At 75.3% G+C, this 13,227-nt stretch carries 14 protein-coding genes; 8 read left to right on the top strand and 6 right to left on the bottom strand.

Features of this window, described 5'->3' with window-relative positions; translation table 11 throughout:
* The first annotated feature begins 77 nt into the window (after positions 1-77).
* The 5 genes from ABEB16_RS16725 (at position 78) to ABEB16_RS16745 (ending at position 5,032) form a co-directional block, all read left to right on the top strand.
* On the top strand, positions 78-752 hold the full coding sequence (locus ABEB16_RS16725) for a TetR/AcrR family transcriptional regulator C-terminal domain-containing protein (protein WP_345713358.1): 675 nt from the start codon (positions 78-80) through the stop codon (positions 750-752).
* 149 nt (positions 753-901) lie between these two features.
* Positions 902-2,500 carry an FG-GAP repeat protein gene (locus ABEB16_RS16730; protein ID WP_345713359.1) on the top strand — a complete coding sequence of 533 codons (1,599 nt, stop codon included), beginning with the start codon at positions 902-904 and terminating at the stop codon, positions 2,498-2,500.
* A gap of 94 nt (positions 2,501-2,594) precedes the next feature.
* A complete protein-coding gene (locus ABEB16_RS16735) occupies positions 2,595-3,080 on the top strand; it encodes a VOC family protein (protein ID WP_345713360.1) in 486 nt (161 codons plus the stop codon).
* Between the two features lie 300 nt (positions 3,081-3,380).
* Positions 3,381-4,421 (top strand): recombinase RecA, encoded by a 1,041-nt coding sequence (recA, locus tag ABEB16_RS16740; RefSeq protein ID WP_345713361.1) that lies wholly within the window; start codon positions 3,381-3,383, stop codon positions 4,419-4,421.
* 113 nt (positions 4,422-4,534) lie between these two features.
* The gene (locus tag ABEB16_RS16745) at positions 4,535-5,032 is read left to right on the top strand and encodes a regulatory protein RecX (protein WP_345713362.1); all 498 of its coding nucleotides are present in this window, start codon (positions 4,535-4,537) and stop codon (positions 5,030-5,032) included.
* Positions 5,033-5,078: 46 nt separating this feature from the next.
* Here the strand turns inward: ABEB16_RS16745 and ABEB16_RS16750 are convergent, their stop codons facing one another.
* The 4 genes from ABEB16_RS16750 to ABEB16_RS16765 form a co-directional block, all read right to left on the bottom strand.
* A complete protein-coding gene (locus tag ABEB16_RS16750; protein ID WP_345713363.1) occupies positions 5,079-5,969 on the bottom strand; it encodes an amino acid ABC transporter permease in 891 nt (296 codons plus the stop codon).
* A complete protein-coding gene (locus tag ABEB16_RS16755; protein ID WP_345713364.1) occupies positions 5,966-6,616 on the bottom strand; it encodes an amino acid ABC transporter permease in 651 nt (216 codons plus the stop codon). The genes ABEB16_RS16750 and ABEB16_RS16755 overlap by 4 nt, the downstream gene beginning before the upstream one ends.
* A 97-nt stretch (positions 6,617-6,713) precedes the next feature.
* A complete protein-coding gene (locus ABEB16_RS16760; protein ID WP_345713365.1) occupies positions 6,714-7,610 on the bottom strand; it encodes a glutamate ABC transporter substrate-binding protein in 897 nt (298 codons plus the stop codon).
* Between the two features lie 75 nt (positions 7,611-7,685).
* Positions 7,686-8,459: an amino acid ABC transporter ATP-binding protein gene (locus ABEB16_RS16765; protein ID WP_345713366.1), complete on the bottom strand. Its 774-nt coding sequence runs from the start codon at positions 8,457-8,459 to the stop codon at positions 7,686-7,688.
* Positions 8,460-8,595: 136 nt separating this feature from the next.
* Here ABEB16_RS16765 and miaB point away from each other — a divergent pair, with 136 nt between their 5' ends.
* On the top strand, positions 8,596-10,131 hold the full coding sequence (gene miaB, locus ABEB16_RS16770) for a tRNA (N6-isopentenyl adenosine(37)-C2)-methylthiotransferase MiaB (protein WP_345713367.1): 1,536 nt from the start codon (positions 8,596-8,598) through the stop codon (positions 10,129-10,131).
* Positions 10,132-10,215: 84 nt separating this feature from the next.
* Here miaB and ABEB16_RS16775 read toward each other — a convergent pair whose 3' ends face one another.
* The gene (locus ABEB16_RS16775; protein WP_345713368.1) at positions 10,216-10,407 is read right to left on the bottom strand and encodes a hypothetical protein; all 192 of its coding nucleotides are present in this window, start codon (positions 10,405-10,407) and stop codon (positions 10,216-10,218) included.
* Positions 10,408-10,493: 86 nt separating this feature from the next.
* Between ABEB16_RS16775 and miaA the strand changes: the two genes are divergently transcribed.
* Entirely contained in the window at positions 10,494-11,579 is a 1,086-nt protein-coding gene (miaA, locus tag ABEB16_RS16780; protein ID WP_425560230.1) for a tRNA (adenosine(37)-N6)-dimethylallyltransferase MiaA, read from the top strand.
* Entirely contained in the window at positions 11,576-12,571 is a 996-nt protein-coding gene (gene dapF, locus ABEB16_RS16785; protein WP_345713369.1) for a diaminopimelate epimerase, read from the top strand. The genes miaA and dapF overlap by 4 nt, the downstream gene beginning before the upstream one ends.
* On the opposite strand, the gene ABEB16_RS16790 is transcribed toward dapF, so the two are convergent.
* A partial coding sequence (locus ABEB16_RS16790) for a class I SAM-dependent methyltransferase (protein ID WP_345713370.1) occupies positions 12,549-13,227 on the bottom strand: 679 nt, incomplete at its 5' end. The genes dapF and ABEB16_RS16790 overlap by 23 nt on opposite strands.

A 13,227-nucleotide genomic window follows, 5' to 3' on the forward strand; every position in this document is an offset into this window, starting at 1 on the left:
GGGCGCGGCTACCCTCGCGACCGCGGCCGCCCGCCGGGTGGTGGCCGCGTGCGGGTGACGGGTGCGGGGGAGGGTGCGTGCCGCGGTCGGCGACGAACCCCCTCGGCCCGGCGGTCATCGCCCGCGCCGCGCTGGAGCTCATCGACGAGCGCGGGGCCGCCGGGTGGTCGATGCGCGCGCTGGCCGACCGGCTGGGCGTGCGCGCACCGTCCCTGTACGCGCACGTGCCCTCCCAGGACGGGATCCTCGACGCCGTCCACGAGCTCATCAACGCCGAGATCGACCTGGCACCGCTGGCGGGGGCGGACCTGCGGCAGGGGCTGACCGCCTGCGCGCGCTCCTACCGCGCCGCCTACCTGCGCCACCCGCACGCCACGGCGATGCTGGTCCGGCGCCCGCTGGGCACGGAGTCCTCGCTGCGCGTCTACGACACCCTGCTGGCCGCGCTGCGGCGGCACGGGCTGTCGGCGGCGGAGGCGCTGCGCAGCGTCGTCGTCCTCGACTTCCTCGTGCTGGGCTCGGTGCTGGAGTCCTTCATCGGGGGTTTCGCCGACGCGGCGACCTACGCCGGCCGCTACCCGGCCCTGGCCGAGGTGCTGGCCGGCTGCGACCGCGGCGCGGTGGACGAGGAGGGTTTCGAGGCGGGTCTGGCGCACCTGGTCGAGGCCGTGGCCGCACGCGCGGAGGGGGCCGGCGGCGCGGCCGCGCAGGGCGCCGCCGGTGGCCCGCCGGACCGGCGGGCCACTGCTTGACCCCCTTTTCCTAACATCGTTAGTTTTCAGGTCCCGGCACTCGCCGAGCGCGTCCGACCGGACGGTCCCAGCCCACGCAGCAGCCCCGGCCACCCGGCCGCGGGCCGCCGTGGTGCGGACGCGCACCCCTTCCGTGATGGAGACCCGCCATGTCGCGCACCACCCGCACCCGTCCGCTCGCCCAGCGCCTCCAGCGCACCCCGGCCGCCGCCGTCGCGGTCGGCGCCCTGGCCACCTGCCTCGCCGGCGTGGCCGCCGCTCCCGCCGCGTTCGCCGGCGGCGGCCAGGCCTTCCACCTCTCCAGCGACTTCAACGGCGACGGCTACGAGGACCTCGCCGTCGGCGCCCCCACCAAGACCTGGGGCGGCGTGCCGCAGACCGGGGTCGTCACCGTCTCCTACGGCGGTCCCCAGGGCCCCGGCATCCCGGGGACCCAGCTGTGGTGGCGGGGTGCGCCCGACCTCGCGGGCGGTGCCTACGGCCCGGAGCGCTTCGGCACCGCCATCGCCGCGGGCGACTTCGACGACGACGGCTACGCCGACCTCGCCGTGGGTTCTCCGGGCAAGCACCACGGCAACAGCTCCCCGGACGCCGGCGGCATCACCGTCATCATGGGCAGCGCCGCCGGCCTCACCCCCGCCCGCAGCCGGGAGATCTACCAGGGTTTCGGCGCGAACGGCACGATGGAGGACGGCGACCGGTTCGGCGCGAGCCTCGTCGCGGGCGACTTCAACCGCGACGGCACGGCCGACCTCGCCGTCGGGGCGCCGGGGGAGACGACCACGCAGACCCGCGACGGCGCGGTGCACGTCCTCTACGGCATCGCGGGCGTCGCCGGCGAGCCGCAGTTCACCGCCCGCCCGGTCCTCGACGAGGGCCACCCCGAGGTGCCCGGCTTCCCGGCGGCCGGGGCGGGGTTCGGCGCGGCCCTGGCCACGGGCGACGTCACCGGTGACACCTACCCGGACCTCCTCGTCGGGGCGCCCGGGGCGCAGCACTTCACCCTGCTGCCCGGCGACCCCGGGGGCGTGACGCTCACCGGTGCGCAGCGGGTCGCGCCGGCCGACCTGGGGGAGAGCCCGTCCCCGGGTTTCGGCGGCGTGCTCGCCGTGGGCAACTTCGGCCGCACGCACCACGCGGACGTCGCCATCGGCCGGCCGTCGGTGTCACCCGGGGGCATCACCGCCGCCGGCGCGGTCCTCGTCGCCTTCGGCGAACCCGGCCGCGTGGGCACCTCCTCGACCCAGCACCTGCGGCAGGGCTCGCCCTGGGTGGGCGGGAACCCGGCGCCGCACGACCGCTTCGGCTGGTCCCTGGTCGCCGGGCGGTTCGGGCACGACGGCTACGACGACCTCGCCGTGGGCGCCTTCGGCGAGGACTCCGGCGGCGTGCCGGACGCCGGGGCGGTGCACGTCCTCTACGGCCACCACCACGGCCTGCGCGTGGAGCAGCCCAGCGTCCTGCAGCAGGGCGCGGGCGGCGCGGAGGGCGCGGCGCAGGCGGGTGACGGCTTCGGCGACACCCTGGGCGCCGGCGACTTCGACCGCGACGGGCGCGACGACCTCGTGGTCGGCGTCTTCGGCGAGCGGGTGGGCAACGAGCAGCCCGGCGCCGTGCAGCTCTTCCGCGGCGCCGCCGGGTCCGTCACGCCCGCCGGGGACCAGCTGTGGAGCTTCGCCACCTTCGCCGGGCAGCTCGGCGGCGCGGCGACGTCGGGGATGGGCTGGGGCCGCGGCCTGGTGCGCTGAGGGCCCCGCGCGCCGCGCGATGAGTTCGGCGCGGCGCGCGGGTCCTCCCGCCCGACCGCCCCGCCGGGGGCGGACCACCTGAGAGGACGGACCGATGCCCACCACCATCCCGTGCCTGTGGTTCGACGGCCAGGCCGAGCAGGCCGCCGAGCACTACGTCTCGATCTTCCCCAACTCGACGATCCTCTCCACCACCCGCACCCCCGCCGGCGTGCCCGACGGCGAGGAGGGCGCCGTCATGGTCGTCGAGTTCAGCCTCGACGGGCAGCGCTACGTCGGCCTCAACGGCGGGCCGCAGTTCACCTTCTCCGAGGCGGTCTCCTTCCAGGTCCACTGCGCCGACCAGGCCGAGGTCGACCACTACTGGGGCCGGCTCACCGAGGGCGGGGAGGAGGGGCCCTGCGGCTGGCTGAAGGACCGCTTCGGGCTGTCCTGGCAGGTGGTGCCCACCGTGCTGCTCGACCTCATCGGCGGCGACGACCCCGGCCGCGCCCAGCGGGCCAGCGACGCCATGATGCAGATGCGCAAGATCGTCGTCGACGACATCGTGCGGGCCGCCGACGCGGTGCCCGCCCCCTGACCCGCCCGCCCCCCGACCCACCCGTCCCCCGAGCCGCCCGTCCCCCGCCGGGGTGCGGCGCCCGCCGGGCGCCGCACCCCGGCCCGGACGGCTCGGCGCGCCGCCCGGCTGCTCGCGGTCGAACACGTGTTCGGTTAGGCTCGAGCCCTCCACAGGGGCCCCCGCGGGACCTCCCGTGCACAGGGCGGCGTCGCCGCCGCCCCGTGTCGGAGGTGCCGTCTAGCGTCTGGGGGGTCGGAGAGGAACCGACGAACGAGACGCTCAGGCCGAGGAGTCGGCCGCTCAACCCGAGGTGAGGACATGCCCGCTCCTGCAGACCGCGAGAAGGCTCTCGAGGCCGCGCTCGCCAGCATCGACCGCCAGTTCGGCAAGGGCTCCGTCATGCGGCTGGGCGACGAGTCGCGCCCGCCCATCGAGGTCATCCCGACGGGCTCCATCGCCCTCGACGTCGCCCTGGGCATCGGCGGGCTCCCGCGCGGCCGGGTCATCGAGGTCTACGGGCCCGAGTCGTCGGGCAAGACGACCGTCGCCCTGCACGCCGTCGCCAACGCCCAGCGCCGGGGTGGTGTGGCGGCGTTCATCGACGCCGAGCACGCCCTCGACCCCGACTACGCCAAGAAGCTGGGCGTCGACACCGACGCGCTGCTGGTGTCCCAGCCGGACACCGGTGAGCAGGCGCTGGAGATCGCGGACATGCTGATCCGCTCCGGTGCGCTCGACATCATCGTCATCGACTCCGTCGCCGCCCTCGTGCCGCGCGCGGAGATCGAGGGCGAGATGGGTGACAGCCACGTCGGCCTCCAGGCGCGCCTGATGTCGCAGGCGCTGCGCAAGATCACCGGTGCGCTGAGCAACTCCAAGACGACGGCCATCTTCATCAACCAGCTCCGCGAGAAGATCGGCGTGATGTTCGGCTCGCCGGAGACGACGACGGGTGGCAAGGCGCTGAAGTTCTACGCCTCGGTACGCCTCGACGTGCGGCGCATCGAGACCCTCAAGGACGGCACCGTCCCCGTCGGCAACCGCACCCGCGTCAAGGTCGTGAAGAACAAGGTCAGCCCGCCGTTCAAGCAGGCCGAGTTCGACATCATCTACGGCCAGGGCATCTCCCGCGAGGGTGGGCTCATCGACATGGGCGTGGAGCACGGCTTCGTCCGCAAGGCCGGTGCCTGGTACACGTACGAGGGCGACCAGCTCGGCCAGGGCAAGGAGAACGCCCGCGCCTTCCTGCGCGACAACCCCGACCTCGCCGACGAGATCGAGAAGCGCATCAAGGAGAAGCTGGGTGTCGGCCCGCGCGTCGACGCGCCGGCCGAGGCCGAGGCGGAGGTCGACTTCTGACGGCACCCGGCGCCGGGGGTCCCACCGCGGGCTCCCGGCGCCGGCGCCACGACGGCCCACCCGAGCACGGCGGCGCGCCCGCGCAGGAGCAGCCCGACGTCGAGGCGGACCCCGTGGCGGTGGCGCGCGCCATCGTGCTGCGCCAGCTCACGATGGCGCCGCGCAGCCGGGCGCAGCTGGCGGAGAAGCTCGCCGCCCGCAACGTCCCGCCCGACGTCGCGGCCGCGGTGCTGGACCGCTTCGAGGAGGTCGGGCTCGTCGACGACGCCGCCTACGCGGAGATGCTGGTGCGCTCGCGGCAGCAGACCCGCGGTCTGGCCCGGCGGGCCCTGGCGCAGGACCTGCGGCGCAAGGGCGTGGACGACGACACCGCCCGCGAGGCGCTGGCCACCGTCAGCGGTGAGGACGAGGAGGCCGCCGCGCGCGACCTGGTGCGCCGCAAGCTGCGCACAACCCGGGGCGTCGACCCCGTCAAACGCGCCCAGCGGCTGGCGGGGATGCTCGCCCGCAAGGGATACCCGGCCGGGCTGGCCTACCGCGTGGTGCGCGAGGCCCTCGCCGAGGAGGACGCGCCGCTGCTGCCCGAGGCCCACGAATTCCCCGACGGGTGAGGGCGCCGGGGACGTGGTCCCCGGCGCCCTCACCCGTCGTCGCGCTTCAGGCGCCGGTGGTCGCCTCGCCCGCCGCCATGGCCGCCCGGGCGGCCCGCCCGCCCTGCCGGCCCCGGCTCAGGCGCTTCTGCAGCCACTGCGCGAACCGGTCCAGCACCAGGTTGATGACGATGTAGACGACCGCCACCACGAAGTACGTCTGCAGCGGGTTGTCCAGCGTGATGCGCAGCCGGTCCGCGACGCGCAGCAGGTCGTCGACGCCGCTGAGCACGACGCTCGCCAGGGCGGTGTCCTTCAGGATGACGACGAGCTGGCTGATGATCGCTGGCAGCATCGCCCGCAGCGCCTGCGGCAGCTGGATCAGGCGCATCACCTGCCCACGGGTGAGGCCCACCGCCAGGCCCGCCTCCACCTGCCCCCGCGGCAGGGACAGCACCCCGGCGCGGGTGATCTCCGCGATGATGACGCAGTTGTACAGCGTCAGCCCCACGACCAGCGACCAGAACGTCGCCACGTCGAAGCCGATCGTCCGGAACAGGGTGTCGACGACCAGGATGGTCACGACGACCGGTAGCCCGCGCAGCAGTTCGATGAGCCCCACCACCGGCAGCCGCGCGGTGCGCCCCAGGCCCAGCCGGGCCGTGGCCAGCAGCACCCCGACGACCAGCGAGGCGACGACCGCCACCGCCGCGGCCTGGAGGGTCACCAGCAGGCCGCCCCCCAGCCGCTCCCACACCAGGGGGAACTCCTCGGTGCGGGGGTCCACCAGCGGTGCCCACAGCTCCGCCTCGAACTGCCCGCGGTCCGCCAGGCGCAGGACCACCAGCACGAGGACCGCGAGCACCGCAGCGGCCGCGAGCACGCTGCCGACGAGGATCTTCCGACGGGCGCGCGGGCCCGGCGCGTCGAACAGGACCGCCTGCGTCGGAGCGCTCACCGGGCCACCGCCATCCGTCGTTCGGCGACGGCGAGCAGCGCCCCCGCGGTCAGGGTCATGATGAGGAAGCCGATGGCCATGCCGGCGGCGCTGGAGAGCTGGGAATACCCGAGGGCGCTCGTGAGCCGGTTGTGCACGCTGAACAGGTCCCCGCCCACCCCGATGGCGCCGACCACCGCCGAGTTCTTGATCATCGCGATCAGCACGTTCCCCACCGGGGGCACGACGGCGCGCATCGCCTGCGGCAGGATCACCAGCCCCAGCGACTGGCCGAACGTCAGTCCGATCGCGCGGGCGGCCTCGGCCTGGCCCACGGGCACGGTCGCGATACCGCTGCGCACCGCCTCGCAGACGAACGCGGCCGTGTAGAGGATCAGCCCGACGACCCCGAACACGTAGAACGACGCGTTGACGCCCACCGGGGGCAGGCCGAACGCGATCGCGAACAGCAGCACCGTCAGCGGTGTGTTGCGCAGCAGCGTCACGTACGTCGCCCCGACGCTGCGCAGCACGGGGACGGGCGACACCCGGAACACGGCGATGAGGGTGCCCAGCAGCAGGCTGCCCACCGCGGCCCACGCGGCGATGCCCAGGGAGCGGAGGAATCCGCCCCACCAGAGGTCGAGGTTGTCGGTCACAGCGTCCACGTCGCCGCCTCCACGCGGTGCGGGCGGGCGGGGCGGGGGACGACGTCGTCCCCCGCCCCGCCCGGGAGTGGTGCGGGGGTCGCCCCCCGCTGGTCGGTCAGGCGCAGGGTGCGAGCTCGGGCAGCGTCGGGACCTCGGTGCCCTCGTACTCCCCGGCCGTCGCCGTCCACGCCTCCTCGTAGTAGCCCTCCTCGGAGGCCTTGGTGAGCGCCTCGTTGATGAACTCGCAGAAGGCCGTGTCGCCCTTGGTGATGCCGATGCCGTAGGGCTCCTCGGTGAACTGCTCGCCGACCAGCTTGAACTTGCCCTCGTTCTCCGCGACGTAGCCGGTGAGGATGACGTTGTCCGTCGTGACCGCCTGCACCTGGCCGTTCTCCAGCTGCGAGACGCAGTCGTCGTACACCTCGAAGGTCACGAGCTGCTCGGGGCTGGCGAGGTACTCGCGGATGTTCTCCGCCGGCGTCGACCCCGTCACCGAGCAGATCTTCACGTCGGGATTGGTCTTGAGGTCCTCCGGGCCGGAGATCGTGGAGTCGTCGGCCGCCACCATGATCTGCTGCCCCGCGACGTAGTACGGGCCGGCGAAGGTGATGCGCTCCTTGCGCTTGTCGTTGATCGTGTAGGTGGCCACGACCATGTCGACGTCACCGTTGACGATGAGGTCCTCGCGCTGGGCGCTGGGGGACTCCACCCACTCGATGTCCTCCTCCGCGATGCCGAGCTCCGCGGCGATGTACTGGGCGATCCGCACGTCGAAGCCGTCCGGGGTCTCGTCCAGGCCCTGCAGGCCGAAACCGGGCTGGTCGAACTTCGTCCCGATCGTCATGGTGCCGGCCTCGCTGATCCTGGCCATCGTCGTGCCGGCCTCGAAGGAGGCGCTGGTCTCGGGAGTGGTCTCCGCGGCCTCGCCCCCCGTGTCGTCACCGCCGCACGCGGACAGGACGAGGAGGCTGGCGGCTGCCCCGGCGAGCACTGCGCTGCGGACGTTTCTCATGGGATGTGCCTCCTGGTGTGGTGGGTCGCCGGTCCGCCGGGCCGGTGGCGGGGTGCGCCCGCCGCCGGCGTCCGGTCAGTGGGTGAGGATCTTGGAGAGGAAGTCCCTGGCCCGCTCGTGGCGGGGAGCGGTGAAGAACTGCTCGGGCTCGGCGTCCTCGAGGACCTGCCCGTCGGCCATGAAGACCACGCGGTCGGCGGCCCGCCGGGCGAAGCCCATCTCGTGGGTCACGACGATCATGGTCATGCCGGAGCGGGCCAGCTCCGTCATGACGTCGAGGACCTCGTTGATCATCTCCGGGTCCAGCGCGGAGGTCGGCTCGTCGAACAGCATGACCTTTGGCTCCATCGCCAGGGCCCGCGCGATGGCGACGCGCTGCTGCTGACCACCGGACAGCTGTGCGGGGTACTTGTCCGCCTGGTTGGCCACCCCGACCCGGGCCAGCAGCTCCTGCGCCCGCTTGCGGGCCTCGGCCGGGGAGGTGCCCCGCACCTTGACCGGTCCCAGGGTCACGTTCTCCAGGACCGTCTTGTGGGCGAAGAGGTTGAAGGACTGGAAGACCATCCCCACGTCGGCGCGCAGCCGGGCCAGGTCGCGCCCCTCCGAGGGCAGCTGCCTGCCGTCCAGCGTGATGCTGCCGCCGTCGATCGTCTCCAGCCGGTTGATCGTCCGGCACAGCGTCGACTTGCCCGACCCGGAGGGGCCGATGACCACGACGACCTCGCCCTGGGCGACGGTCAGGTCCACCGCCCGCAGCACGTGCAGCGCCCCGTAGTGCTTGTCCACGCCGCTGAGCTGCACCAGCGGCTTGCGGCCGGCGGGGGCCGCGGCGCTCTCACTGCCCGTCATGTGGCCCGACGCTACCCATGGGCGAGCACGTTGATCAGCGGCACCCTGCCGGGCTGGTCAGATCGTGACCTGCACGTGACCTGAACGCGGCGCGGGCACCCCGGCCCGCCCGGGGTGACCTACCCTGGAACACGCCATGAGCGCCCAGACCTTGCCGCAGCCGTCGCCCCAGCCGTCGCCCCCGCCCGGCGCGCCGGAGCCCGCCGTGCCGGTGCGCACCTACGAGGTGCGCACCTTCGGCTGCCAGATGAACGTCCACGACTCCGAGCGCCTGTCGGGGCTGCTGGAGGACGCCGGGTACGTGCGCGCCGACGAGGCGGGCGCCGCCGAGCCGGACGTCGTCGTCTTCAACACCTGCGCGGTGCGGGAGAACGCCGACAACAAGCTCTACGGCAACCTCGGCCACCTCGCCCCCGTCAAGGCCCGCCGGCCCGGCATGCAGATCGCCGTCGGCGGCTGCCTCGCGCAGAAGGACCGCGGCGAGATCGTCCGGCGCGCCCCCTGGGTGGACGTCGTCTTCGGCACCCACAACGTGGGATCGCTGCCGGCGCTGCTGGAGCGCGCCCGGCACAACGCCGAGGCCCAGGTGGAGATCCTGGAGTCCCTGGAGGTCTTCCCCTCCACCCTGCCCACCCGCCGGGACTCCCCGTACGCGGCGTGGGTGAGCATCAGCGTGGGGTGCAACAACACCTGCACCTTCTGCATCGTGCCCAGCCTGCGCGGCACCGAGAAGGACCGCCGCCCCGGCGACGTCCTCGCCGAGGTCGGCGCGCTGGTGTCCGAAGGCGTCCTGGAGGTGACGCTGCTCGGGCAGAACGTCAACACCTACGGGGTGGAGTTCGGCGACCGCCTCGCCTTCGGCAAGCTGCTGCGCGCCTGCGGCGGCGTCGAGGGCCTGGAGCGGGTGCGCTTCACCAGCCCGCACCCCTCCTCCTTCACCGAGGACGTCGTCGACGCCATGGCCGAGACGCCCAACGTCATGCCCAGCCTGCACATGCCGCTGCAGTCGGGCTCGGACCGCGTGCTGCGCGCGATGCGCCGCTCGTACCGCTCCGAGCGCTTTCTGGGGATCATCGACCGGGTGCGGGCCTCCATCCCCGACGCCGCGATCACCACCGACGTCATCGTCGGCTTCCCCGGGGAGACCGAGGAGGACTTCCAGGCCACCCTCGACGTCGTGGCCGCCTCCCGCTTCTCCGGCGCCTTCACCTTCCAGTACTCCCCGCGCCCCGGCACCCCCGCCGCGACGATGGACCAGCAGGTCCCCAAGGCCGTCGTGCAGGAGCGCTACGAGCGGCTCGTGGCGCTGCAGGAGGAGATCTCCTGGTCGGAGAACCGCGCCCAGGTCGGGCGCACCCTCGACGTGCTCGTCGCCGAGGGGGAGGGCCGCAAGGACAGCGCCACCCGCAGGCTGTCCGGCCGCGCGCCCGACAACCGCCTGGTGCACTTCGCCGTCCCGGCGGGGGCGGCGGTCCCGCGGCCCGGCGACGTCGCCACCGTGACGGTCACCCGCGGCGCGCCCCACCACCTCGAGGCCGACGACACCACGGCGTTCGCGGTGCGCCGCACCCGCGCCGGCGACGTGTGGCAGGCTTGCCAGGAGCGCCCCGCCGAGCCGGCCGCCGCAGGCCCGCGGCCCGTCTCCCTCGGGCTGCCCGGCCTGCGGCGCTGAGCCGGCACGGCACCCGGTCGGGGTCCGGAACGGTCTCGGTGTCGGCGTGGGGCGCCGGCCCCGGCGGCTCGGGGCCCCGGCGGCTCAGGGCATGACCGGGCCGGGCAGCGGATCGGGCCCCGGCAGCGGCGACGGGTCGGGCACCGGCGCCGGACCGGGCTCCGGGATCGGCGCCGGGCCCGGATCGGGCAGCGGCGGCTCACCCGGCTGGCCGGGGTGCGGCACGGGCGAGGGCGGCGTCGGGTAGTCCGGCGTGCCGGGGCTGGGGACGGTCATCGCGGCCTCCTGCGTCTCGTCGTCGGACCGGCTCCTGGGGGAACGGCCGGTCCGGAACGCGCCCGATCCTCTGCCACCATGCGCCCGTGGGCCACTCCGCAGCACCCGCGTCCGCTCAGGGCGCAGCACCCGTCCCCGGCGAGCCACCCGGGCAGTTCCGCGCGGTGCCCGACGAGGTCGTCGCCGCGGGCCTGGGCACCGTCGTGGCGCTCGTCGGGCCCACCGCCGCCGGCAAGTCCGACGTGGCCGTCGCCCTCGCCGCGCGCCTGGCCGCCGCGGGCCGCCCCGCCGAGGTCGTCAACGCCGACGCGATGCAGCTCTACCGCGGCATGGACGTCGGCACCGCCAAGCTCACCGGGCACGAGCGCCGCGGGGTCCCGCACCACCTGCTGGACGTCCTCGACGTGCGCGAGCCCGCCGACGTCGCCACCTACCAGCACCTGGCCCGCACCGCCGTGGCGGACGTCGCCGCCCGCGGCGCGGTGCCCCTGCTCGTCGGCGGCTCCGGGCTCTACGTCCGGGCGGTGCTCGACGAGATGGACTTCCCCGGCACCGACCCGGTGCTGCGCCGGCGCTGGGAGGAGCGGCTCGCCGCCGTGGGCGCCGGCGCCCTGCACGCCGAGCTCGCCGCGGTGGACCCGGCCGCCGCCGCCCGCATCCTGCCCTCCAACGGGCGCCGCATCGTGCGGGCCCTGGAGGTCGTCGAGCTCACCGGGCGCCCGTTCTCCGCCTCCCTGCCGCAGCCGCGGTACGTGCGCCCCGCCGTGCAGGTCTCCCTCGCCGTCCCGCGGCCGCAGCTGGACGCCCGCATCGACGCCCGGGTGCGGCGGATGCTCGACGCCGGGCTCGTCGCCGAGGTCGAGGCGCTGGCCGCCCGCGGCCTGCGCGAGGGGCGCACCGCCTCCCGGGCGCTGGGCTACGCCCAGGTGCTCGACGCCCTCGACGGGCGCTGCACGCTCGCCGAGGCCGCCGCCGAGACCGCCCGCGCCACCCGCAAGTTCGCCCGCCGGCAGGAGTCGTGGTTCCGCCGCGACCCGCGCGTGCGCTGGGTGCCCGCCCCCGACGGGCGCGGTGCCGCGGAGCTGGCCGACGAGGTGTGGCGGGTCCTCGCGGCCGGAGCCGGGGCCGGGGCCGGGGCCGTGCCGGGCACGGGCCGTACGCTCGGGCCGTGACCACCGCTGCCGGCCGGGCCTTCGCGAAGGGCCACGGCACCGCCAACGACTTCGTCCTCGTCCCCGACCCCGCCGGCGACTGGGACCCGGACCCCGCCCGGGTGGCGGCGATCTGCGCCCGGCGCACCGGCATCGGCGCCGACGGCCTGATCCGGGCGGTGCGCAGCGCGTCCCTCGAGGCCGGCGCCGCCCTCGCCGGCGAGGCCGAGTGGTTCATGGACTACCGCAACTCCGACGGGTCGCTGTCGGAGATGTGCGGCAACGGCATCCGCGTCTACGCCGAGTACCTGCTGCGCGAGGGCTTCGTGCCGCCGGAGGCCGGCGACGGGCGCTGGTGGGGCATCGGCACCCGCGCCGGCCTCAAGCGGGTGCGCCGCGAACCGGACGGGCGCTGGACCGCGCACATGGGCCCCTGGCGCCTGGTGGGCGGGGCGGCCGCGGCCCGCGCCGCCAGCGACGCCCTCGTCGGCGTGCCCGGCCTCGACGGCGTCCCCCGCCCGGGCCTGAGCCTCGACCTCGGCAACCCGCACACCGTCGTCGCCCTCGCCGGCACCGACGAGCTCGCCGCCGCCGACCTCACCCGCGCACCCGTCGTGGAACCCGCCCCGCCGCACGGCACCAACGTCGAGCTCGTCGTGCCGCTGTCGGGCGTCGACGTCACCGGCGACTCCCGGGCCGACGTCGGCGAGGTCGTGATGCGCGTGCACGAGCGCGGCTCGGGGGAGACGCAGTCCTGCGGCACGGGCGCCTGCGCGGCCGCGCTGGCCACCCGGCTGTGGGCGGGGGAGGGGGCACCGGACGTGTGGTGGGTCGACGTGCCCGGCGGTCGGCTCGTCGTCACCGTCGAGGCCGCCAGCGGAGCGGCGGAGGGCACCGTGCTGCTCACCGGCCCGGCCGTCCTCGTCGCCGACGGCGTGCTCGACCCCGCGTGGGCGGCCGCGCAGCCCGCCCCGCCCGCCGCCGCGGGGCTCAGCCCGGTCCCGTCCCGGTGACCCGCAGCACCCGGTAGCCCTTGGAGCTGGCCACCCGCTCCACCCGCGCACCAGGCACGCCGCCGTCCGCCAGCCAGCGGTGCAGCGAGTCCGCGCCGAGGTTGCGCTGCACGACCAGGTGTGCCGCCCCGCCCGGTGCCAGCCGCGGCAGCCAGCGCTGCAGCAGGGCGTGCAGCTCCTCCTTGCCGATGCGGATCGGCGGGTTGGACCAGATCGCCGCGAACCGCTCGTCGGCGGGCACCTCGTCGGGCAGCGCGGGACGCACCGCGGGCAGGTCGAGGCGGGCGGCCGTGGCCCGCAGCAGGTCCAGGGCGCGCTCGTTGACGTCGACGGCCCGCACGGGGCGCTGCGGCTCGTGCAGGGCGAGGCTCAGCGCGATCGGCCCCCAGCCGCAGCCGAGGTCCAGCACCGGCCCGGCAGGCATCGCGCCGGCCGCGGCGGCCTCGTCCAGCAGCGGCAGCAGCACCGCCGTGCCCGGGTCGAGCCGGTCGGCGCTGAAGACGCCGCGGGCGGTGTCCACCTCCACGTCCCGACCCGCCAGGCGCACCCGCAGCCGGCGCCGCTCCTCCGCCGCCGCGGGCCGTGCGCTGAAGTAGTGCTGCCCGGTGTCCTGCTGCCCGGTGTCCTGCTGCCCGGTGTCCTGCTGCCCGGTGTCC

Origin of the sequence: Kineococcus glutinatus, assembly GCF_039542765.1 — a bacterium.
Taxonomy (GTDB): Bacteria; Actinomycetota; Actinomycetes; order Actinomycetales; family Kineococcaceae; genus Kineococcus_A; species Kineococcus_A glutinatus.